This window comes from Pelagerythrobacter sp. Soil_C_18 (assembly GCF_057657235.1).
Genome location: NZ_JBDGIU010000005.1, coordinates 133,310 through 158,765, shown reverse-complemented (window position 1 = coordinate 158,765; position 25,456 = coordinate 133,310). Strand labels below are relative to the sequence as shown.

Sequence of the window (25,456 nt, the reverse complement as noted above, 5' to 3'; positions counted from 1 at the left end):
CAACCGCTCGCCGGCCCTTTCGGGGGACGTTCGCAGAGTGCGCCCAGGTAGCTCAGTTGGTAGAGCATGCGACTGAAAATCGCAGTGTCGGCGGTTCGACTCCGTCCCTGGGCACCATTGCCTATCTTCAGGACGGATATTCGTTTTACGGGCCGGCGGAGCTGACGGCCGATGACGCCGCCTCGCGCAGCAACCGTACGAACGCCCTGATTTCCTGTCTTCAAAGCTTAAGTCGGCCACGTGATATCCGTCGTTCGAAACGGTGGTGCCGAGCTTCGAAAATGCGCCCCCGATCGAAAATCGGCTGACCACCTCCCTTCCCCCCGGAGATGCGACCCAAAACGCGAAAGTCCTGGTAAGAATCGGCCGCCATCCGCAAAAATGTCCGAAATGATGACGCCACGACCGCGGCGCCAAACAGCATCACGAGAATAGATCGGGAGAATGCATGTGAAGTATCGCCAGCTTGGTTCGAGCCAGCTTCAGGTGTCCGAAATCTCACTGGGGTCCTGGTTGACGTACGGCGTGGGTGTTGGAGCCGAGAAGGCGCGAAGCTGCCTCGAAGCCGCGCTGAACGCCGGCATCAACTTCATCGACACAGCCAACATCTATGGCCGCGGCGCTGCAGAGAGCTTCCTCGGTGAGGCGCTCTCCGGCCGCCCGCGTGACAGCTACATTCTTGCGACCAAGCTCTACTTCCCCATGACCGAGACCGATCGCGGTTTATCGCGGGCGCAGATTGAGAAGCAGCTCGACGCATCGCTCCAGCGCCTGCGCACCGATTATGTCGACCTCTACCAGTGCCATCGCTACGACGAAGAGACGCCTCTGGAGGAGACGATGGAGGCGCTGAGCGAGGCGGTCCGCAGCGGCAAGGTGCGCTACATCGGCTTTTCGGAGTGGCCTGCAGACCGGATCGAGGCTGCGATGGAGCTTCCCGGCGTGGAGCGGTTCGTCTCGAGCCAACCTCAGTATTCGCTGCTCTGGCGCAAGCCGGAGAATGACGTGATTCCGGTTTGCGCCGCCAACGGCATCTCTCAGATAGTCTGGTCCCCGCTCGCACAGGGCGTCCTCACCGGCAAATATTCGCCCGAAGCGCCGCCGCCTCAAGGTACCCGCGCGGCCAGCGATGAGATGGGTGGCTTCATGGACCGCTTGATGCGGCCCGCTGTGCTCGAAGCGGTGCAGGGCCTCAAGGCGGTGGCGCAGGAGGCCGGGCTCAGCCTCGCGCAGTTTTCGCTCGCCTGGGTCCTGCGGGAGCCGAACGTCGCCTCCGCGATCGTCGGAGCTTCTCGCCCGGAGCAGGTGGAGGAGAACGCCGCGGCTTCCGAGGCTAAGGTGGACCCTGCCTTGTTTGCAGAGGCGGAACGGATAGTCGCAGCGTCGCTAGACGAGCGGCAATAGGCCCACCCCGTCTCCCCAGATGCGGAATCGCGGAACGGCAGATAGGACATGGGCTACGGCTGTGCTGTCGGATAGCTAGCGCTATGAGACGGTACTTTGGATTCAGATTTGTTCGATGCTCGCCCGGATCGGCGCGGGTGGCTGCACAGGGAGGCGTTGGTGAAAGGCAAAGTTCGACCATCGGTGGATCGCGCGAAGCTGTTCGAAGCCGTCTGGTCCTCGCCGCTCAGCGAGATCGCCGATGCGTTTGGCCTCACGCCGGGTGGTCTGGCGAAAATGTGCGATCGGCTCGAGGTGCCGCGACCAAAGCGCAGCTACTGGCGGCTCTCTGCGAAGGAACGGGCCCGTATTCGCCCACCACTTCCCGCGTACGAGCCCGGTACCAGTAAGCCCAAGCCCATGCTGTCGAAGACAAAACGCACCCGTCTGCCGATAGAGGAACGTCGGGCGCAGTTACTCGAAATCGCCGCGCACATCGTCGAGCAGGAGGGTGTTGATGAGCTCAGCCTCAACCGCCTGGCGCGCGAAGCCGGCATTTCGCAGGCGCAGGCGCACAACTGCTTCGCCCGCCGGGTCGACGTGCTGGCAGAACTGGCGCGGCGCGAGATCCGCGAGTTCGAACGCTCAAGGCAGGGCGTCGTACTGCGTGGCCAGGACCGGATCACACAGATCGTCCTTTCCACCGTAAACTACCTGAACGAAGCCGGGCGGCGGGGCTCTCTGCTCCAGTCGATTCTGCTCGAGACGGAGGTGCGCGAGATCCTGCGGCGCGAACGCGCGGCGACGCGCGCGATGCTGACCGATCCGATTATCAACTCGATGTCGATGACTTACGGAATGAGCAAGGAGGAGGCGCTCGGCAGCAACCGGCTGGTCACTGCGCTCTGCCTGCGGACGGGCAGGCTCATCGCCAATCGCGACTTATCGATCGAGGCCGGAATCCGCTTGTGCCTGCCGATGGTGATGGGCTGCGTTAGCAGCAACGCCCAGCGCGCCGCCTAGGTACGGGCGCTAGGGCTGGGGTCGCAGCTCCTCAAGTGAGGCCGTGATATGCCGGCGGCAAAGATCATGCGCCATTTCCAGCGAGATATCGCCGCTGCGAACAAGCCGTGCGCTCTCTTCGGGCATGGCCTGGAGAATCTGGACGATGCCCAGCGCCTCGCGCGGACCGTAGCGTAGCTCACCCTGGACCTTGCGTGCCAGATTCCGGAGGACGCTGTTGGCCAGCGTTTTCATCCGGCCGTGCAGGTGGCGAACGAGCCACCGCTCGCGAAAACAGAGCTCGATCGCCGAACCGTGCGTGACGATGTGATCGAGATAGATGCTGGCGCTATCGGTCGCAGCCGCCAGCATGTCCTGTCGATCTGCGGCTCGATCGAGACGAGCCTCCAGCAGCAGGTCCGCATGGCGGTCGAGCACAGCGATGAGCAGCGCGTTGAGATCAGGAAAGTAGGAATAGACCAGCGACCGGCTCGTCCCCAGGTCAGCCGCGATATCGGCGGGAGCAATTCGCGCCGATCGCCCGGAATTAATCTGACGATCCGCCTCCAGCACCATCATTGCGACGCGATCCTGCGCGCGCATGCGGGGCTGTAGTTCCACTTCGCGCGCGCCTTCACTCATGGAGCGGACCATAAGGTGGAGCAGCGGGAATGGAAAGGTGAGCCGCGCCCGGCGCACGATGGGGCGATCTTGTCCCTCGCGTCATTGGTGCGGTTCTCTTTGATGCCCGATCCAGACCTGGATTCTCGCTGTCGCTGAAATCAGATAAACCCCGGTATTTGATTTCTTGTCAATAACACAGGTTGCGTTCGGAGTGCTCGGCATCCGCCACCTCGGCACGGTGCTTTCCCGGCGCAGATCCGAACACGCTCTGCCGCAGCGCCTTGCGAGCAGGCGCTTTGCCCCGAGTGAGGGCTCCCCTCGAGCGGCCAAGCACGCGAGAGGGGGGGCGATGAATCTTCGAGAAGCAGACTACTGACCGAAACTCCATAATCTGTTTTGCGAATCGCGAGACCGTGCATCTTGCACGACTATGTTGCCTGTTTACGTATTGACACCTTCTCCATTTACGTGACAAGTTCCTCGCAAGACTTCTCAAGGAGTCCGCAATGGGAGAGAGATATGAATAAGAAGGCTTTCGGGCACGCAGGCGCGCTTGCGACCGTGGCGGCCGCGGGCATGCTCGGCGCGACGCCGCTTGCCGCTCAGGAAGCAGAGGGGGACTCCGCCCGCAGCACAGTACCGTCCGGGGACGTCATCCTTGTCACCGCACGCAAGCGGGTCGAGGACGTCCAGGACGTCTCCGAGTCAATAACCGTCGCTAGTGGTGAGGCTCTCGAAACCTTGCAGATCGTAGATTCGCGCGATCTCACGCGGATTGCGCCTACCCTGACGTTCCGCGACAACCCCATGCCGATGTCGTCCGCCTTTGCCGTTCGCGGAATCGGGACGTCATCGTTTTCCTCGACCGTCGAGCAAAGCGTCTCGACCGTCGTCGATGGTGTCGTGCTCGGCCAGCCGCAATCAGCCGCATCTCTCATCGACATCGACCGCGTGGAAGTACTGGAGGGGCCGCAGGGTCTCCTGTTCGGCAAGAACGCGTCGGCGGGGCTGGTCAACATTGTCACCAACGCGCCGCGCCTCGGCCAGTTCGCCGCCGAGATGTCCGCCACCGTCGGAACCGACGGAGAGTTTCGCAACAGCGGGATCGTCAACTTGCCGATGGGCGAGCAGTTGGCCGTGCGCCTCGTCGGCTTCCGTAACCGCACCGACGGCTTCATCCACAACCCGTATCTGGGCGAAGACTACAACGGTACACGCAACTACGGCTTTCGCGGCAAAGTCCTGTTCGAGCCGAGCGACGCCGTGAGTATTTTGGTGACCGGCGACTACGCGAAGGACACATCGGTCTGCTGCTTCTCGACCGCGCTGACGCTCGGCGAGAACGCCAATCTCGCGAACTACTTGGGCCAATACGGAATCGAACCCGGTCCGGACAATCTCTCGGTCGTCTTTGGCAGGCCAACCGGCACGTACCCCGGCGCGCCGCTGCGCCGTTACAAGGGTCTTACGGGGCAAGTCGACATCGATCTCGGCGGCATGTCGCTGACCTCGATCACAGGTGTGCGCGACAATCACCACATCCTCGACTTCGATGGCGATCAGACGCCGCTCGACCGCTTCGACTACAACGGGGGCGACTATCGTTATCGGCAGTTCAGCCAGGAGCTGCGGCTTGCCTCCGATCCGGGGCAGACGATCGAATGGCTCGCCGGTCTGTATTACTTCCGCGGCAAGAACGATGTCCTCTTCCGTGCCGGCGGGCGCCTGCTCGGTCCGGCGCCGGCCCCGTTGGTCGTTGGCGTCATCGAAACCGATTTCGTCAGCAAGAGCTACGCGGGATTCGGCTCGGTCACCTGGAACGCAACAGACACTTTCCGCATCCGGGTGGGCGGCCGCCTGACGCATGACGAACTGCGTGCCCGCCGTGTCGCCTACGACCTGCCCGGCGCCCTTCCCGGCTCCTCGGCGATCATCGGCAGTGTCGCAGGGGATACGGTGGAACGCGGCAACTCGACCAACTTCTCGTGGAAGATCACGGGCGAATATGACGTTGCCCCGGATGTCATGGTCTACGCCAACGTAGCGCGCGGCTACAAAGGACCAGGGCTCGCCTCGACCGGCATCGTCCAGCCCGACGTCAGCCCGCTGATCCGCCCCGAGACCGTCATGGCTTACGATCTGGGCGTGAAGTCGCGCTTCCTCGGCGGAGCGGCGACTTTCAACGCGGCAGTCTTTTATGAGAAGTTCAAAGACTTCCAGACCCAGATCTACGACACCAGCACCAATCCGCCGGATTTCCGGACCACCAACGCGGGCGGCCTTGTGACCAAAGGCGTCGAGGCGCAGCTCACGGTCCGGCCGGTTCGGGGCCTGAACCTGTCGGCGAACGCTGCGTACGTCGACGGCGAGTACCGTGATCTGGACGGACTCTCATGCCCTTATGCCTATACCGTGCCGACGCTCAGCAACGGCTGTCGCCTCGTCAATGGGCGCCCCGTAATCGACGTTCATGGCAACCAGTTGGCCAACTCGCCCGAGTTCAAGTTCAACGTCGCGGCAAATTTCGAGACGCCGGTTGCGGACGACGTGGACCTGCTGCTTGCCACCGATTACTCCTGGCAAGACGACGAGCAGTTCTCGGCCACGGGCGATCCCATGACGATCCAGCCCGCCTACGGGATCTGGAACGCCTCGGCAGCGCTGTCTTTCGCCGATGGTCTGTTCGAACTGCGCGGCTTCGTCCGCAACATCACCGACCAGCAGTATGCGACACTGATCACGCCGAACTCGGCCGACACCTCGGGCGGCTACGCCCAGTACCTCTCTCGTTACCGCGAGCGCCAGGCGGGCCTCACTCTCCGAGTCCGCCTTGGTGATTGACGACTGGAGCGGGCGGCGAATGCGGACAGCATCCGTCGCCGCAGCTGCCCGCTCCATTTTTAGCCGCAACTGGGATGACCGCCCTCCCTGTTCGCGGCGAGACAGATTTTTGAAGGGCCTGCGTTTCAAATTGGGAGATGATCTATGAATTACGCCTACGGGCGCGTCATCAACGACGCTGACAGCCACACCATGGAAACCGACGATTGGATCTACGAATTTCTCGACAGCGACGAACTGCGGGAAAAGTACGGCACCCTCTACAAGGCCGATAAGTCGGGCCGCGTCGTCGGCATGATCGAAAAGGCGAAAGCGCGCACGGACGATCCGGAAGCAGATGCAGCCGCGGCCGAAGATCCGATCTCAGGCGACAAGGGGTGGATGGCGTTCGGCGCGTTCGACGCAAGCGAGCGGGCCCGCATGCTCGACAAGTATGGTTTTACCAGCCAGCTCGTCTTCACGACGGCTTGCCTCGCCGCGATGGGCAAGGCCGACAGCGAAGAAGAGAAGTACGCCATCGTTCGGGCTGCCAACAAGGCGCAGCAGGCGTTCTGCGATGGCGACAAACGGCTGGTCAACGTCGCCTACGTCCCGCTCGACAATCCTGCCCTGGCATTTGCCGAAGCCAAGCGCGCAATCGATGCAGGTGCGGGTGCGGTGGGCGTCGCGCCGATGCCCTGCGGCGGCATGTCCCCCGGCCATCCCGATCACGCGCCGTTCTGGAAAATGCTTGAGGATCGGAAGATCCCGTTCATGGTCCACATTGGAACGGGCACCAAGACCCAGCCGAAGGGCTACCACAACAATGGCCGCGAACGTGCGCCCGACCTCCACGGCGGCGGGGAGAATCTGCGTTTTGCGGATTTCACCTCGCTTTGCTTCGCGCCGCAGGAATTTCTCACCGCTATGGTCTACGACGGCATGTTCCAGCGCTATCCGGGCTTGCGCGGCGGCGTCATCGAGTCCGGCGCGGGCTGGGTCCCCGACTTCCTTCGCCGCCTCGACTACGCGCACAAGTCCTTCAAGCGGACGGACCCATACGTCCAGGAACTCGAGATGCTTCCGTCCGAGTTCATTCGCCGCGCCGTCAAGTTCACCCCCTTCCCGGGTGAGGACGTCGGCGAAATGATCCGCGACGGCGGCGCGGAGCTCTTCATGTTCTCGAGCGACTACCCCCACCCGGAAGGGACTAAGGATCCGGTCGGCAAATTCGAAAGCACGCTCGAAGGCGTCGACGAAGAGATCAAGGACATGTTCTATCGCACGAATTACGATGCGATGATGAACTACCAGTCGAGCGCGGCGCTGGCCGCCTGACCGACGGTGCAGGAGGGCGGCCGACACATGCCGGGTGCCCTCCCCCTTCCCATCTTCTCACCAGGCGCCCCTGCATGAGCGAACTCCGCACTCGGCCCCCAGCGCCTGACGAGGCGCCTCCCGAGAAGCGCTTCTCGCTCCCGGCGAACCGAACCGAGCTCCAACCTCTAGAGAATTTTCTCGAAGCGATGGCCCGCCTGGCGAGCGCGGTTCACATCGTCACCACACACCACGCCGGCAGCGATTACGGCATGACGGTGACGGCGGTGACCTCGCTCTCGACCGATCCGCGGTCCATCCTGCTGTCGGTAAATCGCAAAGCGGCGGCGCACGATGCGGTCCTCGCGGCCGGCGAGCTATGCCTCAATACGCTCAGGCCAAGTCAAGCGGCGCTGGCAAGGACATTCGCCGGAATAACCGGCGTGCGCGGCTGCGCACGCTTCGAACACGGCGCGTGGGAGTTCGGCGACGGGCGGCCGCCGGCGCTCCGCGACGCGGCTTCGCTGATGCTCTGCAATGTCCTGCAGTCTCACGTGATCGGAACGCACCGCGTCTTTGCCTGCTCGGTCAGCAGCGTGATGCTTGGGCAGGAACCGCAAGCCCTCGTCTACGGCAACCGCCGCTTCGGGGCGATCGCCTACATCGAGGAGTAAGGTGATGGAGCAGACCCGGCCAGCGTTCTACAAGATATTCGTGGCGGATCTCGAGCGCGCATCCGGCTTCTATTGCCAATGTCTCGGCTTCACCGAGAAACGCCGGATCGACGCCGGTGCGTTCGATGAGGTCATTCTCACGCCGTCGGTGGCGGGCGCCGCGCTTGTCCTGTGCCGCTGGAAAGACGGGCGAAACCTTGAACCGGGCAACGCGAACGGACCGACCGGATTCTATGTCACGAAGATCGAGGCTGCACTCGAGAAGATGGTGGAGTGCGGAGCAACGATCAGTCTCGACCCCGTTATACTCTCCGGCCACAGAATAGCCGTCGTCGCGGATCCCGATGGCCATCGGATCGAGCTGATCCAGACGCAGAAGTGATTTTCGCGGGGGTCAGACTTGGCCCGGCGCGGCCGGGGCGTCCATGCCGTCACTCCGCCCGTGCAAACGTTCTGCATATCGCAAATGGCCGGATAAATTGGCCCGCCTGATCGTGGGCAAGCAGGCCGGCGACGCTTTAGGTGGAACCGAGGAGCGAATTTTCCGCTGTGTCGACATGCGCCGGGCAGACGTTTCCGACGAGCACGGCCGACAGGCCGAAACACCCTGGCGGATGCCCCTTCCAGGGTGGAAGGAAATTCTCGCCCGCACCTGGTCCGCGACCTGGGGGGACAATGTCGGCCTGGTCGCCGCTGGCGTAGGCTACTACGGCTTTCTCGCCGTCGTGCCGCTGCTCGGAGTTCTCGCTCTTGCATACGGCCTGATCGCCGATCCGGGCAGTGTGGTCGGCCATATGCGCGTCCTGACCGCCATACTTCCCGCCGATATCGCAGAGCTGATTGGCCGGCTGATGCTCGGCGTCGTACAGACTTCGGCCCAGGCCAAGGGTTACGGCCTCGTCGCGGCACTCGTGGTCGCTGCCTATGGCGGAAGCAATGGCGCCGGAGCGATCATGAGCGCGCTCAACATCGCCTACGGGGAGGATGAGAAGCGAAGCCTGCTCCGCTTCTACCTGATTGCAATCGCCATCACCGTAGCGGCAGTGCTGCTCGCGTTCACGGGCCTGGCTACGACCGCGGCGGTTCAAGCCCTGGATGAATTGCTGCCGCCAGTGGCCGCGCCGGTCCTCCTTCTTGGGAAAGGCGTCAGCTACGTCGTTCTAGGGCTGGTTGCGGCCGCCGTCGCGGCAACCCTCTATCGCTTCGGTCCCTCGCGCGAGGACGCTCGCTGGGAATGGATTACACCCGGATCGCTGTTCACCGCCGTAACCTGGCTGCTGCTGACCGCAGGCTTCGGCTTCTATGCCACGCGTCTGACGGATTACGGTGAGACTTACGGATCACTCGCCGCCATCATCATGCTTCTCACCTGGATGTACCTGTCGGCTTACGTCTTCCTCTTCGGCGCCGAGTTGAACAGCGAGATCGAGCATCAATCCGCCCGGGATACCACGACCGGGCCGCCGGAGCCGCTAGGACGACGCGGCGCCTGGGCAGCCGACGAAGTCGCGGGGCTCACCGATACAGGAACGAAGAAGCGCCCAACACTGGAGGAAGCAGGTCCACGGAACCCGGCCGACGGCGACGGCTCGTAGCTCTCCCTCGTCGTACGAAGGCACGTCCGGGGAGATGTGATCGCCTTCGACAGGTCGCCTCGGTCGCGCGGTGGCTGATGCGTGATGAACAAGTGCTTTTGAACGTTGCCGGAAGCGCCGAACGCCTCGCCTGTGTAACGACCGGCTTTAGAATCCCATGCGAAGCGACACGCGCATGGTCCGGGGCTGGCCGGGAAAGATCCACAAGGGGCTGTAGGAGCTGTGGGCATACCGCTCGTCGAGAAGATTGTCGACTTCCGCACGGACGCTCAGCCGGGGCGAGAAAGCGTAAGTCACCGCCGCCTTCACCTTGGCATAGTCGGGGAGGACGAGCCCGCTCGCGTCGATCGCGCCCGGGCGCGCGCCGACGTAGTTGAAGCCGGCGCTGACCGTAAGGCCCCGGCCCGCCTCGTTCACGAACTCACCGACTGCAAAGACGGTGCCGGCATGTTCGGGCACGTTGAGGACGTTGTCGGTGGCGAAACTGCTGTCGTCGGCGCGCGCGTGGGTCCAGGCGTAATTGCCGACGATCTGCCAGTGCGGCCCGAGCTTTGCCGACAGGTCCACTTCGATCCCATGGCTGTCGAGGCTGCCCACGGGTGCCAGATAATTCGGATCGACGGGATCGTTGGTGAGGATGCCCTGCTTGCGGATATCGAACCAGGTAAGCGCGAGATCGATTCCGGACCAGCTTGCGGTGCCGCCCAGTTCCCATCCCTCGGCGCGTTCGGGGCCGAAGCCCTGCCCGTCGCGGTCGGTGCCCGAATTGAGCAGGAAGCTCTCGCCCCAGTTCGCGTGCAGCGCGACGACGTCGCTGAGCTGATAGCGCCCTCCGATGCGGACATTGACGGGCTCGTCGATCGCGCGGCCGGTTTCGCCCGTGCGGTTGTTGACGATGCGCTGGCGATAGGCATCCAGCCGTACGCCGCCCACCAGCGTCAGGCGGTCGCTCACCTCCCACATGTCTTCGGCGTAAATGGTCCCCGACCAGCGGTTCTCGTCATTGTTGGTAAAGGGCAGAAGCTCGGGCGGGGGCGTCCCGTAGACCGGATCGAACACGTCGATCGCATAAGGGTTCTCGGCGCTCGGATTGCGGCGCATCCAGCGTTCGGCGTAGTCGAGTATGTAACCTTTGGCGCCGACACTCAGGCGGTGGCTGCCGATCCGGCCTGAGAGCTCGAGCCGCGCCGACAGGTCTTCCACCAGGAAATCGCGCGAGCGCCTCTGCCTCCAGAGCGTCCGCCCGTCGACCAGCCGCGACTGATCGGAAGAGAAGCCCCGGAGCGATCCAGTCCGCCATGCTATCCCGCCGTTAAGTCGCCACGTGCCGCCCAGCTCCGCGAAGCCGGTCAGCTGGTGCCTCTCGTTGCGGAAGTGCGTCAGCCCATCGTCCGGCTCGCCGTAGAAGTTCTCGCGCGGCAGGGCATTGGCATCGCCGTCTATGGCCGGCATGCCGCGGTCGAACATCGTGTCGAAGCGCGTGATCTCTCCGACATAGGTGATGCGAACGCTATCGCTCGGCCGCCAGGTTAGTGAGGGTGCCACCACTCGCCGATCGAGAGGAACGTGGTCTCGCCATCCGTCGCTGTCCTCGGCGGCGACCACGAGCCGCGCGGCCAGCGTGGAGGTCACGCGGCCGGTCACGTCCACCTCCGCGCGGCGAGTGTCGAACGATCCGTAGGTGAGGATGGCGTGGGCCGAAGGCTCGAAGCTCGGAGTCTTGCTGACGATGTTGACCCGGCCGGCCGGATCGATGTCGCCGAACAGCGCGCCGGCGGGGCCCTTGAGCAGCTCGATCCGCTCGGTCGTAGCGGGATCACGGGGCGGAGCCATTCCGCGGTTCGCCAGAAACCCGTCCACGTAGTACTCGGCGCCGCCATCGGGTGAGCCGAGGAAGCCGCGGATCGCGAAGTTGTCCATCACACCGCCGCGATTGTTCTGGTTGCTGACGCCGCTCACCAGTTCCAGCGCCTCGGACAGCCGGTAGACCCCCGCTTCGGTCAGGAGGTCCCGCTCGATCGCGCGGCTCGATTGCGACATGGTCTCGGCCACCGCCCCCGACGACAGGGTCGGGTCGGCTTGCGCCTGGCGCGTGCCGAGCACCACGATCACGCCATCTTCGGAAGGTGGAGTGTCCGCCTCGCCGGCCTGGGCGGATGCGGAGTTGGCGCACAGCAAGACCGGCGGCAGAAGTGCCGCTGCGAAGGATCGATGCAACAAGGGAATGCCCTTAAAAGTTATGATGTATCATTTCGCACTGACCAATGAGGACCGTGTTGTCAACAGGCTCCGCCCTCTTCGGTGGCGTGCGGCTAGAGGTAGCGCATCCACCACCGGCCGCTGCTTCGCTTCACCCGTCCGAACCAGCGGCAGGCGAACCAGCAGGGTATCGCCACCGCCGCCGCGAGCGCCCAGAGCGCGCCGATGCTGGAGAGGCTAAACAGCGCCGCGTCGCCGGGTCCCCAGATCGCGGTCGCGGCCAGATTGAGCAGGTGCAGCAGGTAGAGATGCAGGATGTAGAAGAAGAGCGGCGCGGATCCGAAGACGACCAGCCGCCGCGTGGCGCCTTCCGGAAGGCGCTCGAACCATGCCAGGATCAGCGACCCTAGACCCAGCGTCAGCAGCAGAAAGTCGGCCGACGGGGGATACTTGGTCACGTTGAGGAAGCTCAGGATCGTGTGGAGCGAGGTCGGCCCCGCCGTCCACGGCAGCGGGTCGCCGTAGAGATTGATCGTGCGCAGGACCGCGAAGAGCGCGAGCATGCAGGTGCCCAGCCGCACGAGCCGCCGCTGCCGGTCGGCTGGCGTTAGATGGCCTCCGAACCAGGCGCCGACAGCATAGCCGAGCGCAATCACGCCGATCCACGGCAAGAGCGGGTAGGACGTACGCGCATCGCCGCCCCACGGCAGGTCTATGACGCTGCGGTCGTGCAGCACGGCCCACGGCACGTAGCCGACCTCGCCCGGCGCAAACGCGATCGGATCGAGCAGATTGTGTCCGAGGACAATGGCGACCCCCAAGGCGGCCAGCCAGCGGCGCGGAAGGTACAGCAAGCCCGCCAGCGCGATCATCGAAAGCCCGATCACCCAGATGACCTGGAGGAATATCCGCGCAGGCGTGAGATCGAACGTCCAGGCAAAGTTTACGATGGTGAGCTCGAGCGCGATGAGGAAGAGCCCGCGCTTCAGCAGGAACTCCGACGCGGCCGCCCTTCCCCCTCGGGACTCCCCGTAGAGAAAGGCTCCCAATCCGGTGAGCGCTACGAAGACCGGCGCGCACAGATGCGCGGTAAGGCGCGTCAGCGCCAGCGCCGGATCCGTCGCGCCGATGTCCATCGGATCGCTGACCTGCGCATGATAATAGAAGAACTCGCGCGCATGATCGACTAGCATGAGCAGAATGACGAACCCGCGCAGCGCGTCGATCGAGGTGATGCGCTGCCGAACGCCGGGGATGCTGATGGGTGCGGTTGGTGCAGCGGCGACGGGTAAGGAAATCTGGTTCATTGCCCGTGCGCAATGATACAACGTGACATTAAACGCAAGCCTCGAGAACTAATCTGGCGGGTGGGATCCGCCCGATTGGAAGCGGTGCAACTTGGTGGTGCAAAGTCGCGGGGACCGTGCCGACGGATCACCGATGCGGCCAGCGTATGGTTCGATCACGAGCGCACGGCTGCGCTTGATGGGCCAAGGAGCGACCAGAGTGAGCCGAGCCGCACACAGCCGTGTCACGAGTTCGCCGGCTCGCAACAGCGGTCATGTGGCGCCGGCAGGATGTGCCCGGCGCCAAGCCGATGAACCGCTCCACTCGCTCGTGCCGGCAGGTTTACGGGCTAGAACTCTCCGGCCACGCCGACGCGGACGGCGTTGTTGCCGTGGCCGGCGTACGCGAAGCCCGCGGTGAGCGCGAAGGGCTCCTCGGTGTCCAGCCGGTGGGAGATCGCGCCGCCGATCGCCTGCGCCTCGCGGAAGGTCGAGCCGTTGAGTGCGTAGCTGGTCCGGCCCGGCGCCGAAGGCATCGGCGCGTAGCCCATCGCCATCGCTGCAGCGATGCCGGAGCGCGCGTCGCGGCGGTCGCGGTCGAGATCGAAGCGGATATCCGCGATGTCGCCCGGCCCGAAATCCGCCAGCGCGAGATTGCCCGCTGCATCCGACGTGACGTAGCTCACCGCGCCGGATTGCGCCGCGCGGCTCTCCGCAGAACCGATCCCGGCCAGCGTATAGGTCGAAGCGGCGGATCCGAGCGAGACCTGACCCGCACGGTTCGCCACTGCATTTTCGCCGATCGCGACTGCTCCGGCGGCCGTCGCCTGGGCATTGCTGCCGAGCGCGATTGCCGACTGCCCCTCCGCCACGCTGTCCGCGCCGATCGCCACCGCGGCGAGCCCGGTCGCGCGATTGTCCGCACCGATCGCGACCGCACCGCGGCCGGTCGCCAAGTTGGGATCGCCGATCGCGACCGCCCCGTCACCCGAAGCGACGTTGCCGAGCCCGATCGCCACGGCCGCACCGTCGGTCGCCTGCGCACCGTTGCCTATGGCGACGGCATCATCGCCGCTGGCGTTCGCCCCGGAGCCCATCGCGATAGCGTTCGCGCCGGTCGCCGTCGGCCTGTCGCCGCTGCCGTTGATCGCCATATAGTCAGTGCGCGCCAGCGCCTCGTCGGCAGTCGCCTTGGCGACTTGGGCATTGGCCGAAGCGCTTTCGGCGATCGACCGGGCGAGGTCGGCATTGGTCCGCGCCGCCACTGCGACCTCTTGGGCCGTATCGGCGCGGGTTGCCGCGTCGTCGGCGGCGGCCTGCGCGTTGGCGGCATTGGTGAGCGCGAGCTCCGCCGTCTCCTTGGTCACCGCGCCGCTGGCGATCGCCTGGTTCGCGAGGGTATGCGCCTCATCCGCCCGCGTTTGCGCGGTGGAGGCCTCGGTCCGGGCGAGCGCCGCCTCGTTTGCCGCATTGTCGGCCGCCGCCTGCGCGGTCGCGGCGTTCGTCAGGGCAGTGTCGGCGGTACTCTGGGCAGTGGCCGCGTTCGCCAGGGCCGTATCCGCGGTGGTCTGAGCCGTCGCAGCGTTGGCGAGCGCCGTGTCGGCAGTCGTCTGCGCGGCCGCGGCATTGCCCAGCGCGGTGTCCGCCGTGTCTTGAGCCGTCGCCGCATCGGCGAGCGCGGTATCTGCCGTTCCTTGTGCGGCGGCCGCGTTGCTCAGCGCCGTGTCCGCCGTGCCTTGCGCGCTGGCGGCATTGCTCAGTGCCGTGTTGGCGGTGCTCTGTGCCGCGGCGGCATCGTTCAGCGCGGTGGTCGCCGTTGCTTGCGCCGTCGTGGCGCCAGCAAGCGCACTGTCCGCCGTTCCCTGGGCCGCCGCAACCGCCTGGTTGGTCGCGTCGAGCTGCGATCCGTTGACAGCGTCGGTCGATCCGGCGGCGACCGTGCCGGCGCCCACGCCGGTCACAATCCGGTCGCCCGCAGTCCCGCCGACGTCCATCACCGTGCCGTCGGTCGCCGCGCCGACCGTGATCGCACGGCTTGCCGAGTCCTGCTGGACGAGGCCGATCGACCCGCCAGCAACCTGCCCCTGGAGAACCGAAATGGCGCCGGTGTTGGTCGTTACCTGCGCGTCGAGGGCGCCCAGCGCGCCGCCGACATCCGCATAGGTCCCACCCTGGACGACATAGCTCGGCGGTGTCAGCAATCCGTTCGCATCGACCCCCGCGCCACCGCCTAGCGCTGCGGCGAGGCGGCTGTTGGTGGTGTCGATATCGGCGGCGTTGATCGCGACGTTCCCGTTGGTGGTAAAGAGCTGTCCGCCCGTCACCGCATCGGTAGAACCCGCGGCAATGGCACCGTCAGCGACGTTTACGATCCGCCGCTCCGCCCCCGAGGCACCGACCGAGACCGTGTTCGCCTGATCCGCCACCGAACCCTGCCCCAGCGCCACCGCGCCGTCGCCAATGGCACTCGCGCCCTGGCCGAAGGCGGAGGCACCGACGGCATTGGCCCTGGCGCTTTCGCCCACGGCGGTCGCGTCGGTCTGTCCATCGGCGGTCCCACCCGCTTCGGCATTGGCACCGATGGCGGTCGTGCGGGCATTGGAGCGAGAGAATGGGCCCGCCCACACATTGCCGGCCTGGGCGCGATAGCCGATCGCAGTGCTGAATTCGCCCACCGCAAGGCTTTGGGCACCGTTCGCTGTACCAAAGTCGCTCGTGACGCGAGTGTCCTGGCCGGTGCCGGTGCTGTTCGCGCCAGTGACGTGGGAGCTTTGGCCGACCGCCGTGCTGTTTGCGCCAGTGGCATAGCTGAACGTGCCGACCGCGGTGCTGTTCGGACCTTCGGCGCCGCTCGTGTCCCCGATCGCGGTACTGTTGTCGCCGCTGGCTTCGCTGCTCAAGCCTGCAGCGGTGCTGCGGCCGCCGGAGGCGTCGGCGCCCTCGCCGACAGCGAGCGAAGAGGGGCCGGTCGCACTCGGCGCGCCGAATCCGTGGGTGTTATCGCTGACAATCAAGCCCGTGCCGGAGGCAGCGATCGCCGTTTGCAGCTGGCCAAGGTTGACCGCATCGGTGGGAGCAACACCTTCAGCGACGTTCACGATCCGCCGCTCGGTGCCAGCCGAACCGACCGACACCGTGTTCACCTGATCCGCCACCGAACCCTGCCCCAGCGCCACCGCGCCGTTGCCGGTGGCACTTGCGCCCTGGCCGAAAGCGGAGGCGCCAACGGCATTGGCCGTGGCGCTCTCGCCCACCGCGGTCGCGTCGGTCTGCCCGTCGGCGGTCGCGCCCGCCTCGGCGTTGGCGCCGATGGCAGTCGTGCGAGCATTGTAATGCGGTTCCCCCCACCGACCTCCGGCTTGGGCATAATAGCCGATCGCGGTGCTGGATTCAGCCTCCGCGAGGCTTTCAGCGCCGTTGGCGGTGCCGTAGTCACCCTTCGCGAAACTCGCATGGCCGGTGGCGGTGCTGCTCAGGCCTTCGGTCCTGACGGATCGACCGATCGCAGTGGAATTGTCAGCGCTAGCACGGCTGGACTGGCCGATGGCGATACTGTTCGCGCTGAGGGCTCGGCTGGATTGGCCGATCGCTGTGCTGTTGGCGCCCTCGGCGCGGCTTACGGCCCCGATAGCGATGCTGTTTTCGCCCGAGGCGGCACTGTCATACCCGACCGCGACGCCATCGCGGCCACTCGCCGTGCTAGCGCCGCCCATTGCGGTGCTGTGATAGCCGCTGGCGGTGCTGTTTGCCCCGCTTGCGGTGCCGGCCTCGCCGGCAGCAGTGGCGTTCTCGCCGCACTCCAGAGTTTCGATCGGATCATCGGCGTTCCCCGGAATACCGTCGGGACCCGCATTTGCGTTGCATTCCGCCGTTGCGTCGGCTTGGGCGGGCGCCGGTAGCGCCAGAGCCGCCGCGATCGCGAAGGGGGTGGCGGCGGCAAGCAATTTCGGTACGCGGGTGGCACCCATGATATTTCTCCCCTGATCTGGCAAGATGCCGCCATTCCGAATGGAGGGAGCGAATCATCCGAGCGGATGCTGCGGATTGTGCCCCGTGACGCCCTGCGCTTCGTCATGTCGTGCGGCCAAACTAGCGGTACGAAGACCGCCAGTTCCACCGATCAATTCCAGTAAATTCTGACCAATTCTGCCAGTGGGAGAATGCCGGTTTGTATAGTTAATGAAACGTAAACCATTGAGTAGATGACTAAAGTTGAGAATAAGGCACTTCATGCACACGCGGCCCACATGCTCGATCTAGAAACAATACTGATCGTCACGCTGGCGACCGCATGCCTCCAGGCCCTGGTCTGGATCTTCGCCTGGCGCGCATGGCGGCATCTCTACGAACTCAAGTTTCTGGCGGCCGGCTTCGTGGCGATGGCGGTGGGCGTGTTGCTGATGCTCCTGCGCGGAGACCAGCCGGGCGACTGGGCAATCATTATTCCCAACACGATCATCAAGCTCGGTCTCGTCCTGTTGGCCGAGGGTCTTGCCCGCTTTCTGGGGCAGCCGCGATATAGCTGGATCGGCATTTCGTTGTTGATCGCTCACGTCGCCGCGTGGAGCGCGATCATGACGGTGGACCCAGGCGACGTGGCGGCCCGAATTCATGCCTCGACCATCTTCACCGTGATCGTCATGTCGGTCATGTGTTTGGGCCTCGCCCGCGACCGTACGCAACCGCCGCTTCTGCGCTGGGCCATGATCGCCGTACTTGCCGAATACATGCTGGCGAGCATCGTTCAGAGCATTCTCGAATTTGGCCTGCCCGCCGATTTCCAAAGCGCGCCGGTCCTGGCGGACCGCAACGCGTGGTATCTGCTGCAGGGCACGCTGTTTCTGATCGCGCTTTTCGCATGCCTGCTGTTCATGGTGAGTTCGCGGCTATCCGCAGATCTGCGCGAGAAGAACGACAGCCTCTCGCGCGAAGTGCAGGAGCGGCGGCGGCTCGAAGGCCGCTTGAGCGCGAGCCTGGAAGCCGAGCGCGCCTTGCGGGAGGAACAGGTGGATCTGATGCGGGTCGTCAGCCACGAGTTCCGCACCCCGCTCGCGGTCATTCGCAACGCTACCGAAATGATCGGCCTCGCCGGCGACAGGTCGCCGGCGGCAAAGCGCGAGCGGCTTGCGGGGATAAACGAAGCGCTCGATCGCCTGTTCGCCCTGATCGACCGGTTCATGGCAGACGATCGCGAGCGCACGTACCGGCCGGAGCCGATCCGGATCGGCTCTGTCATCGCGGAAGTGCAGCGGCATTTCGAAATGAGAGCTTGCAGCGATCGGCTGGACGTCGCCGCGCACGATCCGAACATCGCTTTCCGTGCCGATGCGGAGATGATGGTCACGATCCTCATCAACTTGGTCGACAACGCGCTCAAGTACTCGCCCAACGACTACCCGGTGAGGATCGCCGCGCATGAAGAGCGGGACTGCCTCGTCGTCGAGGTGCGCGACCGGGGCATGGGCATTCCCGAAGGTGAAATGGGCAAAGTCGGCCGCCGTTTCTTCCGGGCATCCAACGCGAAAGCCATCATGGGAACGGGCCTGGGAATCTATTCCGCCCGCCGTCTCCTGGCCTACCACGGTGCGACGCTGGATCTCGAAGCCCGCGAGGATGGCGGAACCGCGGCAGTCGTGCGTATCCCGTTGCCGGCCGAGCATGACTGCCAGCCCCTTTACGAGAGCGCGACGGCGTGACCCGGATCCTGATCGTCGAGGACGAGCCGCGCTTGCGCCAGGATCTCGGCGACTTTCTCGAACTGCGCGGTTTCGAGGTCACAAGGGCCGGGACTGCGCGGGACATGCGCTCTGCGCTGGCCGACGACCCAGTGCCCGCGGTCATCCTCCTCGACGTGGGACTACCCGACGGAAACGGCTTCGACCTGGCCGCGGAGATCCGCCAGAGTCACGACTGCGGTATCATCATGCTGACCGCGTTCGGCGACAGCGCAGACCGCGTCCGCGGTTTCGACAGCGGCGCCGACATCTATCTCGTCAAGCACAGCACATTGCGAGAGATCGAAGCCGCTCTCCGCAGCCTGCTCCGGCGAACCGGAAATCTCCCGACAACGGAGGGCAGCGACAAGGGGCGCTGGGTCCTGGATACTGCCAACTGGGCGTTGATCGCACCAGACGGGCAGGCGCTGAAGCTGACGGCAACCGAGTTCGCTTTCCTGAACCTGCTGTGCCATCGTCAGGGCGAGGCCTGCGCGAGAGAAGACCTCGTGACGGCGCTCGCCCGGCCCCACGGCCACTTCGACAACCGCCATCTGGATGCTGTCGTCAGCCGCCTGCGCCGCAAGATCGGGCGAGCCACCGGCCTCCCGTCCGCCATCAAGGTCGTCTACGGCGTCGGCTATACCTTTACCGCATCGGTCGTGGTGGAATGAGCGCCAAACACGAGCAGCCACGCCAGTCGATCTGCTTCGACTGCACCTGCGGTTTCATGCCGGGTCGGGCGCGGCCTCGGAGTCGCTTTCGTCCGATTTGGCAGCAATCGTGAAGAACGGGAGCGTCGCGTGGACGATCGGACCGATGGCGACGGCATAGAGGATCGTGCCCACACCCACCGTGCCGCCGCAGATCCACCCCAGCGCGAGCACCGAGAGCTCGATGCCCGTGCGGACCATGCCGATCGGCCAGCCGGTGCGAGCCGCCAGCCCGGTCATCAGGCCGTCGCGCGGGCCTGGCCCCAGGCCTGTGCCGATATAGGCGCTGGTGGCCGCGCCGTTGAGGATGATTCCGAAGCCGAGCATCGCGGCGCGAACGGCCAGCGATTCGACTTCCGGAATGAGCCAGAGGCCGAGGTCTGCGGCGAGACCGATCACGATCATATTGCTGATCGTCCCGATGCCCGGCCGCTGCCGGAGGGGGATCCAGAGCAGAAGGATAACCGCGCCGGTGACGATGACGACCGTGCCGAAGCTCAGGGGTGTGCGCTCACCCACGCCCTGATGGAAAACGTCCCAGGGATTGAGCCCAAGAACGGAGCGAACCATCAACGCCATGGAAAGGCCGTAGAGGAGAAGCCCGGCGTAGAGCTGGGCGAGGCGGCGGATCATCATGGCGGCCCCTTATAACAAGCGGCCGTGAGTAGCCACCTGCTCCAGCAGACATGAGCCGTAGACGATGCCTGCGGGTCCGGCGCGAGTCGCCTCCGCGCCGGACGCCTTCATCTCAGCGCCCCTGCGCCCACGCCACCGCGTCAGCGCCGGCTGGAATATGGGCGGGCGAGGCGTCGTCGACGACCGCCTGCCACACGGCCTCCGCAACGTCGCTCGCCGACGTGACGGGCCCGGCATCCTCCTCCCAGCCCGCGAAGACGGCCTGCACGAGCTCGCCGTAAGGCTCGGGAAAGCCGCTCGTCATGCGCGCACGGGCATTGTCTCCAAAGCGGGTGTCAGGCGCACGCCCCGGCAGGACGACGCGGACTCGAACGCCGAACTGCGCCAGCTCGAGCGCGACGCTGTCGGTGAACGCGTTCACCGCCGCCTTGCTGGCCGTATACACCGAGAGCAGCGGGAGCGATCGCAGCGTGACGGACGAGGTCACGTTCACGATTACCCCTGCCCTGCGCTCGCGCATCTGCGGCAGCACCGCCTGCGTCATTGCGATCGTGCCCAGCGTGTTCGTTTCGAAGATGTCGCGGACGGCCTCCATGGGCGTTCCCTCGACCGCGTTGAGGAAGCCGATGCCGGCGTTATTGACGAGAGCGTCGATCGGGCCCGCCGCCTCGATCGCGGCCGCAATGCTTGCCGGGTCGGTTACATCGAGCGGGAGAATGCGCACTCTCTCCGACGGGAGCGGCACGTCGTCCCGCGGCGATCGCATTGTGGCGATGACATCCCACCCGCGATCCGCGAAGTGGCGTGCGATTTCCAGGCCGAAGCCCGACGAGCATCCGGTGATCAGTATGGTCGACATATGGTCTCCTATCGTTGACATTGCTCAAGATGGAATTCGCCAGCCGACCTTCTATAATCGAACGTCCCGAACTCGTTCGCGAGCGTCCGGAACTGGGCGATCCTCTCACCCAGGTCGTCGAACTGCTGCAGCCCGATCTGTCCTTTTCGAAGTTCATCGAGGGGGCGGGTGCGTGGCGGGTGCGCCGCTCTGAGCAGGGGCAAGCCTTCTTCTGCGCCTTGCTGGAAGGATCGGTCCGTCTGGAAGTGCAGGGCCGCGAGCCGCTCGTCATGGAGACAGGCGATTTCGTCCTGCTTCCGGCGGCGTACGATTTCGCGTCGTCCAGCACCACGGCAACGCCGGCTGCGGGCGTCGACAGCGTGCCGATCGAGATCCGCCCGAACGTCTTCCGCCTGGGCGATCCGGCCGCAGAGCCGGACGTCCGCATGCTCGTCGGTTACTGCGCGTTCGGTTCCACAGATGCCGCGCTGTTGGTAACGCTCCTCCCTGCGCTGATCCATGCCCGCGGTGAAGAACGGCTGACCACGCTCATTCAGCTTGCCGTCCAGGAATCCCGCGCGGACCGCCCTGGGCGAGAGGTGATCCTGGCGCGGCTGATGGAAGTGCTGTTCATCGAGGCTCTGCGCTCATGCGCGCCGGATTGCCCACGTGGCATCCTGAAGGGCCTCGGGGACGATCGGGTCGCGGCGGCGATAAGGCGGATGCACGAACATCCGGCCACGCCATGGACGGTCGCAGCCCTCGCAAGAGCGGCCGCCATGTCGCGCTCCGCCTTCTTCGACCGCTTCCGGCGAACCGTCGGCATGGCTCCGATGGAATATCTGCTCCATTGGCGCATGGTGCTCGCGAAGGATCTGCTTCGCGGCCGGGAAATCTCGGTAGGCGAGATCGCACGGCGTGTCGGATACGGCTCGGCGAGCGCCTTCAGCGTCGCTTTCACGCGCCATGTCGGCGTGCCGCCGAGCATCTATGCGCGCACTCGGCCAGCCGATTGAGGAGTCAGGCGCCGCTCCCGTCATCGGTAGACGGGAGCGAACGTTCGCGCCGTGCGTTTCTGCGGTGTGATCCATTTCTGCCCAGGCCAGGAGACCACTCTCATGAACCAGACCGCAGACGATGCACCGCGCGATCTCCATCATCCGTTGATCTTGTCGAGCCGCGTTATCGGGACGCCCGTATTCGACCGCGACGGCAACCGGCTTGGCCATGTCGACGACCTGTCGATCGAGAAGACCAGCGGCAAGACCGTATATGCGATCATGTCGTTCGGCGGGTTTCTCGGCATCGGCGCCAAACTCCATCCGGTGCCGTGGCCGCTGCTCGACTACGATCTCGAGCGCGGAGGCTATACCGTGCCCTTGAACGAGGAAATCCTGGAAGACGCGCCGAACTACGACGCGGCCGAAGTGCGCCTGCTCGGAGGACCGGACCACCGCGTCTACGGCGAGACGATCTACGGCTACTACGGAACCTATGGCGTCGTGCCCTACTGGTGAGACGCAGCGCGTTCGGATAACCCGATCGGCGACATTCGGAGAAGCTCGCCAGAACCTCGGCAACCCTAATAAGCGCTTGAGCCAGTGGCTCTGGCGCGTGTCCTCGGAACAGGCGCCGCGGGCTTCCGTTCACCAGACATGATCGGCAAGGCTCCGGAGATGGCGGTTTGAACCGCGTCGTCGTCGTGACCGGCGGAAGCGCCGGCGTCGGACGTGCGACAGTTCGCGAGTTCGCGCGTGCAGGTGCCCATGTGGCCATCCTTGCACGCGGGCAGGAGCGCCTCGACAACGCGGTGCGCGAGGTGGAAGCAGCGGGTTCGCGGGCGCTCGGCATCACGGTCGACGTGGCGGACGGCGATGCCGTCGAAGCGGCGGCGGAACGGATCGAGCAGGAACTCGGGCCGATCGACGTGTGGGTGAACAACGCCTTCGCCGGCATCTTCTCCACCTTCATGGACATGAGCTGGGAAGAGTACGAACGCGTCACCGCCGTCACCTACTTCGGGCAGATCCATGGCACGCGCGCGGCGCTGAAGCGCATGCTTCCGCGCGACCGGGGCACCGTCGTGCTCGTAGGCTCCGCCCTCGCCTATCGCGGCATTCCGCTGCAGTCGGCCTATTGCGGCGCGAAGCACGCGTTGCAGGGCTTTCTCGATTCCATCCGGCCCGAGCTCGAGCACCGCGGTAGCAAGGTCCAGGTCACCATGGTGCAATTGCCCGCGATCAACACGCCGCAGTTCGACTGGGCGCGGGCGCACATCCACGGCAGACCTCGCCCGGTCGGAAAGATCTACCAGCCGGAGGTCGCGGCGCGCGCGATCCGGTTCGCCGCGCACGCCGGGCGCAAGGAGGTCTGGGTCGGCAGCACGACGACGCAGACCATCCTTGGCGACAAGCTGGCCTCCCCACTCCTCGACCACTATCTCGCCGAGAACGGCATCTCGAGCCAGTCCTCGCCTGAGCCGATGGAGCCCGGCCGGGTGGATAACCTGTTCGATGTCCCGCCAGGCGATCCCGGAGCGCACGGGCGCTTCGACGGCCAGGCGGCCGATAAGAGCCTGCAGATGTCGCTCAATCGAAGGCGGGACAAGGTTCTCGGGAGCGCCGGCCTCGCCGCGGCGGCAGCGGCTCTCCTGGCCGGCCGCGGGCGCCATCGCGGCTGATTGGCGGCACTTCGCAGAGCGCCCCTCAACGCCCCTGAAGATCGTAATCGATCCTGATCCGCACCCAGGTGCCGACCTGGTACTGCCCGCCGAGCCGCGGGGGGCGCACCCTGAATTGCCATGCGGCCGCCAACACCGCCCGATTGATGTTCGAACCGCTGGGATATTCGTCGAGTGCGACGCAGTCTTCGACGCGGAAGTCGGGCACGGTGCGGCAGGCGATCAGGCCCCACCCCGGCCCTGTCGCGGTCGAGAGGTATCCGCGGAGCTCGCCCGGGCGCGGCTCGCGGTACCACGAAGCGGCGTAGAGCGGCTCTCCGTTCGGTGCCGTGCCGACGCGCGGCGTATCGCCGCTCGAACCCGTGTCCGGCGGTCCCACCGGCGGGCCGCTGGCGGCGGCGCGCGGCGAGGACGGCGTCTTCACTTTCGACAGATCGAACGAAGACGGTGCCACCTGCACGACGGGTGCCGGTGGGCTCGGTTCGGCGGGGCGCGGACTCTGGACCGACGGCTGATCCGCCGGCTCCGGTTCGGCTGGCGGGCGTTCGGCGGGTTCGGGCTGCTGCGTGTCTTCGCTTTCGGCCTCAGGGGTTTCCTCGGGATTTTCCGAAGCGGAGCGGGCCTGGAACCGCACCAGCGTAGACTCCGCCTCCGGCTGCCCCGGATCGTGCAAGCCCAGCGACAGCAACAGCGCAATCAGCAGCAGCTCGAGAACAACAGCCGCGATGATGGCGAGCGCCCGCCGCTTCGGGTCCGGCCGGTATTCTCCCGGCGCGGGGCTAGTCAATGCGTGTCTCGCGTCCAGCCGCCCGTGCACGCGGGCCTGCGCGGCACGGTCCGGTGCGCGGCGCGTCGCGGTGAGCAGCCTCCTCGCGCCGCCTTGTCGTCACAGTGATCACCAGCCCATCCAACCTACGGATTACGCGCCTTCCTCGGCGCCCGTGCCGCGCGAGACGATTCACGGTGCCGTGTATCATCGGAACCGGGATGCGCGATAGGCCGTTGCCGCGGCCGATGGCTGGCCCGCTGCAATTGCCTTCGCCGGGCAATCGGCGTATGGGCGGCTTCCTGCCCCGGTTCACGCGAAGCCCGATCTGCTTCGCGCGCCGGGGCACCGTCATTTTGCGCGCAAGGAATTCCCGATGGCTCGTCGCCGCCAGATTTACGAAGGCAAGGCCAAGATCCTCTACGAAGGCCCCGAGCCAGGCACGCTGATCCAGTACTTCAAGGATGACGCGACCGCCTTCAACGCACAGAAGAAGGGCACGATCAACGGCAAGGGCGTGATCAACAACCGCATCAGCGAATATGTCTTCACCCGCCTCGCCCATATCGGCATTCCAACGCACTTCATTCGCCGGCTGAACATGCGCGAGCAGCTCGTGCGCCAGGTGGAGATCGTGCCGATCGAGGTGGTCGTGCGCAACGTCGCAGCGGGCAGCATCTCCAAGCGCCTCGGGCTGGAGGAAGGCGAGCCGCTGCCGCACACGCTGATCGAATATTACTACAAGGACGATGGCCTCGGCGATCCATTGATCGCGGAGGAGCACATCGCCTGCTTCAACTGGGCGTCGAACGAGGAGATGCAGGACATCTCCAGCATGGCGATCCGGATCAACGATTTCCTGTGCGGCATGTTCGCCGCGATCGACATTCGCCTGGTCGATTTCAAGCTCGAGTTCGGACGCATGTGGGACGGCGACTACAGCCGTCTGATCCTGGCCGACGAGATCAGCCCCGACGGCTGCCGCCTGTGGGACATGACCACGGGCGAGAAGCTCGACAAGGATCGCTTCCGCCGCGACCTCGGCGGCGAGGAAGAGGCCTACCAGGAAGTCGCGCGTCGCCTCGGCCTGCTCCAGAACGACGACGGCGGCCCCGGCGAGGTCTTCGACCTCAACGCCCACCGCGGCAAGCTGCGCGCCTCCAAGCCGAAGAAGTAGATCTTCTCCGCTTTTCACGCGGAGAAGACCTC

General features: G+C 65.4%; 20 protein-coding genes and 1 tRNA gene. 14 read left to right on the top strand and 7 right to left on the bottom strand.

Going from position 1 to position 25,456, the window contains the following annotated elements; translation table 11 throughout:
• Nucleotides 1–41 precede the first annotated feature (41 nt).
• The 3 genes from AC3A5N_RS12280 to AC3A5N_RS12270 all read left to right on the top strand — a co-directional run bounded on the left by AC3A5N_RS12280 (nt 42) and on the right by AC3A5N_RS12270 (nt 2,406).
• Nucleotides 42–117 (top strand) — tRNA-Phe (locus AC3A5N_RS12280).
• A 333-nt stretch (nt 118–450) separates the two neighbouring features.
• Nucleotides 451–1,404: an aldo/keto reductase family protein gene (locus AC3A5N_RS12275; protein WP_487737605.1), complete on the top strand. Its 954-nt coding sequence runs from the start codon at nt 451–453 to the stop codon at nt 1,402–1,404.
• Between the two features lie 159 nt (nt 1,405–1,563).
• Nucleotides 1,564–2,406, top strand: a complete 843-nt coding sequence (locus tag AC3A5N_RS12270) for a hypothetical protein (RefSeq protein WP_487737604.1) — start codon at nt 1,564–1,566, stop codon at nt 2,404–2,406.
• Nucleotides 2,407–2,415: 9 nt separating this feature from the next.
• On the opposite strand, the gene AC3A5N_RS12265 is transcribed toward AC3A5N_RS12270, so the two are convergent.
• The gene (locus AC3A5N_RS12265; protein ID WP_487737603.1) at nt 2,416–2,988 is read right to left on the bottom strand and encodes a TetR/AcrR family transcriptional regulator; all 573 of its coding nucleotides are present in this window, start codon (nt 2,986–2,988) and stop codon (nt 2,416–2,418) included.
• Between the two features lie 540 nt (nt 2,989–3,528).
• On the opposite strand from AC3A5N_RS12265, the gene AC3A5N_RS12260 reads away from it, so the two are divergent.
• The 5 genes from AC3A5N_RS12260 to AC3A5N_RS12240 all read left to right on the top strand — a co-directional run bounded on the left by AC3A5N_RS12260 (nt 3,529) and on the right by AC3A5N_RS12240 (nt 9,415).
• Nucleotides 3,529–5,850 (top strand): TonB-dependent receptor, encoded by a 2,322-nt coding sequence (locus tag AC3A5N_RS12260; RefSeq protein WP_487737602.1) that lies wholly within the window; start codon nt 3,529–3,531, stop codon nt 5,848–5,850.
• Between the two features lie 144 nt (nt 5,851–5,994).
• Complete coding sequence (locus AC3A5N_RS12255; protein ID WP_487737601.1) at nt 5,995–7,167, top strand: amidohydrolase family protein; 1,173 nt, start codon at nt 5,995–5,997, stop codon at nt 7,165–7,167.
• A 74-nt stretch (nt 7,168–7,241) separates the two neighbouring features.
• Nucleotides 7,242–7,820 carry a flavin reductase family protein gene (locus tag AC3A5N_RS12250; protein ID WP_487737600.1) on the top strand — a complete coding sequence of 193 codons (579 nt, stop codon included), beginning with the start codon at nt 7,242–7,244 and terminating at the stop codon, nt 7,818–7,820.
• A 4-nt stretch (nt 7,821–7,824) separates the two neighbouring features.
• Entirely contained in the window at nt 7,825–8,202 is a 378-nt protein-coding gene (locus tag AC3A5N_RS12245) for a VOC family protein (RefSeq protein ID WP_487737599.1), read from the top strand.
• A 97-nt stretch (nt 8,203–8,299) separates the two neighbouring features.
• Complete coding sequence (locus tag AC3A5N_RS12240) at nt 8,300–9,415, top strand: YihY/virulence factor BrkB family protein (RefSeq protein ID WP_487737598.1); 1,116 nt, start codon at nt 8,300–8,302, stop codon at nt 9,413–9,415.
• Between the two features lie 147 nt (nt 9,416–9,562).
• Here the strand turns inward: AC3A5N_RS12240 and AC3A5N_RS12235 are convergent, their stop codons facing one another.
• The 3 genes from AC3A5N_RS12235 to AC3A5N_RS12225 form a co-directional block, all read right to left on the bottom strand.
• A complete protein-coding gene (locus tag AC3A5N_RS12235; protein WP_487737597.1) occupies nt 9,563–11,635 on the bottom strand; it encodes a TonB-dependent siderophore receptor in 2,073 nt (690 codons plus the stop codon).
• A gap of 92 nt (nt 11,636–11,727) precedes the next feature.
• Complete coding sequence (locus AC3A5N_RS12230) at nt 11,728–12,921, bottom strand: acetyltransferase domain-containing protein (RefSeq protein WP_487737596.1); 1,194 nt, start codon at nt 12,919–12,921, stop codon at nt 11,728–11,730.
• A gap of 329 nt (nt 12,922–13,250) precedes the next feature.
• Nucleotides 13,251–16,868, bottom strand: a complete 3,618-nt coding sequence (locus AC3A5N_RS12225) for a beta strand repeat-containing protein (RefSeq protein WP_487737595.1) — start codon at nt 16,866–16,868, stop codon at nt 13,251–13,253.
• Between the two features lie 279 nt (nt 16,869–17,147).
• Between AC3A5N_RS12225 and AC3A5N_RS12220 the strand changes: the two genes are divergently transcribed.
• Both AC3A5N_RS12220 and AC3A5N_RS12215 read left to right on the top strand, forming a co-directional pair.
• The gene (locus AC3A5N_RS12220; RefSeq protein ID WP_487737594.1) at nt 17,148–18,596 is read left to right on the top strand and encodes a sensor histidine kinase; all 1,449 of its coding nucleotides are present in this window, start codon (nt 17,148–17,150) and stop codon (nt 18,594–18,596) included.
• The gene (locus tag AC3A5N_RS12215; RefSeq protein WP_487737593.1) at nt 18,593–19,288 is read left to right on the top strand and encodes a response regulator transcription factor; all 696 of its coding nucleotides are present in this window, start codon (nt 18,593–18,595) and stop codon (nt 19,286–19,288) included. Before AC3A5N_RS12220 ends, AC3A5N_RS12215 begins: the two co-directional genes overlap by 4 nt.
• Before the next feature lie 54 nt (nt 19,289–19,342).
• Here AC3A5N_RS12215 and yczE read toward each other — a convergent pair whose 3' ends face one another.
• Complete coding sequence (gene yczE, locus AC3A5N_RS12210; RefSeq protein ID WP_487737592.1) at nt 19,343–19,963, bottom strand: membrane protein YczE; 621 nt, start codon at nt 19,961–19,963, stop codon at nt 19,343–19,345.
• A gap of 112 nt (nt 19,964–20,075) precedes the next feature.
• A complete protein-coding gene (locus tag AC3A5N_RS12205) occupies nt 20,076–20,822 on the bottom strand; it encodes an SDR family oxidoreductase (protein WP_487737591.1) in 747 nt (248 codons plus the stop codon).
• A 29-nt stretch (nt 20,823–20,851) separates the two neighbouring features.
• Here AC3A5N_RS12205 and AC3A5N_RS12200 point away from each other — a divergent pair, with 29 nt between their 5' ends.
• The 3 genes from AC3A5N_RS12200 to AC3A5N_RS12190 all read left to right on the top strand — a co-directional run bounded on the left by AC3A5N_RS12200 (nt 20,852) and on the right by AC3A5N_RS12190 (nt 23,481).
• Nucleotides 20,852–21,817: an AraC family transcriptional regulator gene (locus tag AC3A5N_RS12200; RefSeq protein WP_487737590.1), complete on the top strand. Its 966-nt coding sequence runs from the start codon at nt 20,852–20,854 to the stop codon at nt 21,815–21,817.
• A 102-nt stretch (nt 21,818–21,919) separates the two neighbouring features.
• Nucleotides 21,920–22,318, top strand: a complete 399-nt coding sequence (locus tag AC3A5N_RS12195; protein WP_487737589.1) for a PRC-barrel domain-containing protein — start codon at nt 21,920–21,922, stop codon at nt 22,316–22,318.
• Between the two features lie 167 nt (nt 22,319–22,485).
• Entirely contained in the window at nt 22,486–23,481 is a 996-nt protein-coding gene (locus tag AC3A5N_RS12190) for an SDR family oxidoreductase (protein WP_487737588.1), read from the top strand.
• Nucleotides 23,482–23,506: 25 nt separating this feature from the next.
• Here the strand turns inward: AC3A5N_RS12190 and AC3A5N_RS12185 are convergent, their stop codons facing one another.
• Nucleotides 23,507–24,268, bottom strand: coding sequence for a hypothetical protein (locus AC3A5N_RS12185; protein WP_487737587.1), 762 nt, complete (start codon nt 24,266–24,268; stop codon nt 23,507–23,509).
• A gap of 355 nt (nt 24,269–24,623) precedes the next feature.
• Between AC3A5N_RS12185 and purC the strand changes: the two genes are divergently transcribed.
• A complete protein-coding gene (purC, locus tag AC3A5N_RS12180; RefSeq protein ID WP_487737586.1) occupies nt 24,624–25,424 on the top strand; it encodes a phosphoribosylaminoimidazolesuccinocarboxamide synthase in 801 nt (266 codons plus the stop codon).
• Nucleotides 25,425–25,456: the final 32 nt, after the last annotated feature.

Bases quoted from the DNA above. Each gene is read 5' to 3' on its own strand.
- AC3A5N_RS12230 (WP_487737596.1), bottom strand. From the start codon at position 12,921: ATGAACCAGATTTCCTTACCCGTCGCCGCTGCACCAACCGCACCCATC.
- AC3A5N_RS12255 (WP_487737601.1), top strand. From the start codon at position 5,995: ATGAATTACGCCTACGGGCGCGTCATCAACGACGCTGACAGCCACACC.
- AC3A5N_RS12220 (WP_487737594.1), top strand. From the start codon at position 17,148: ATGCTCGATCTAGAAACAATACTGATCGTCACGCTGGCGACCGCATGC.
- AC3A5N_RS12225 (WP_487737595.1), bottom strand. From the start codon at position 16,868: ATGGGTGCCACCCGCGTACCGAAATTGCTTGCCGCCGCCACCCCCTTC.
- AC3A5N_RS12200 (WP_487737590.1), top strand. From the start codon at position 20,852: ATGGAATTCGCCAGCCGACCTTCTATAATCGAACGTCCCGAACTCGTT.
- AC3A5N_RS12195 (WP_487737589.1), top strand. From the start codon at position 21,920: ATGAACCAGACCGCAGACGATGCACCGCGCGATCTCCATCATCCGTTG.
- AC3A5N_RS12260 (WP_487737602.1), top strand. From the start codon at position 3,529: ATGAATAAGAAGGCTTTCGGGCACGCAGGCGCGCTTGCGACCGTGGCG.
- AC3A5N_RS12205 (WP_487737591.1), bottom strand. From the start codon at position 20,822: ATGTCGACCATACTGATCACCGGATGCTCGTCGGGCTTCGGCCTGGAA.
- AC3A5N_RS12250 (WP_487737600.1), top strand. From the start codon at position 7,242: ATGAGCGAACTCCGCACTCGGCCCCCAGCGCCTGACGAGGCGCCTCCC.
- AC3A5N_RS12245 (WP_487737599.1), top strand. From the start codon at position 7,825: ATGGAGCAGACCCGGCCAGCGTTCTACAAGATATTCGTGGCGGATCTC.
- AC3A5N_RS12265 (WP_487737603.1), bottom strand. From the start codon at position 2,988: ATGCGCGCGCAGGATCGCGTCGCAATGATGGTGCTGGAGGCGGATCGT.
- yczE (WP_487737592.1), bottom strand. From the start codon at position 19,963: ATGATGATCCGCCGCCTCGCCCAGCTCTACGCCGGGCTTCTCCTCTAC.
- purC (WP_487737586.1), top strand. From the start codon at position 24,624: ATGGCTCGTCGCCGCCAGATTTACGAAGGCAAGGCCAAGATCCTCTAC.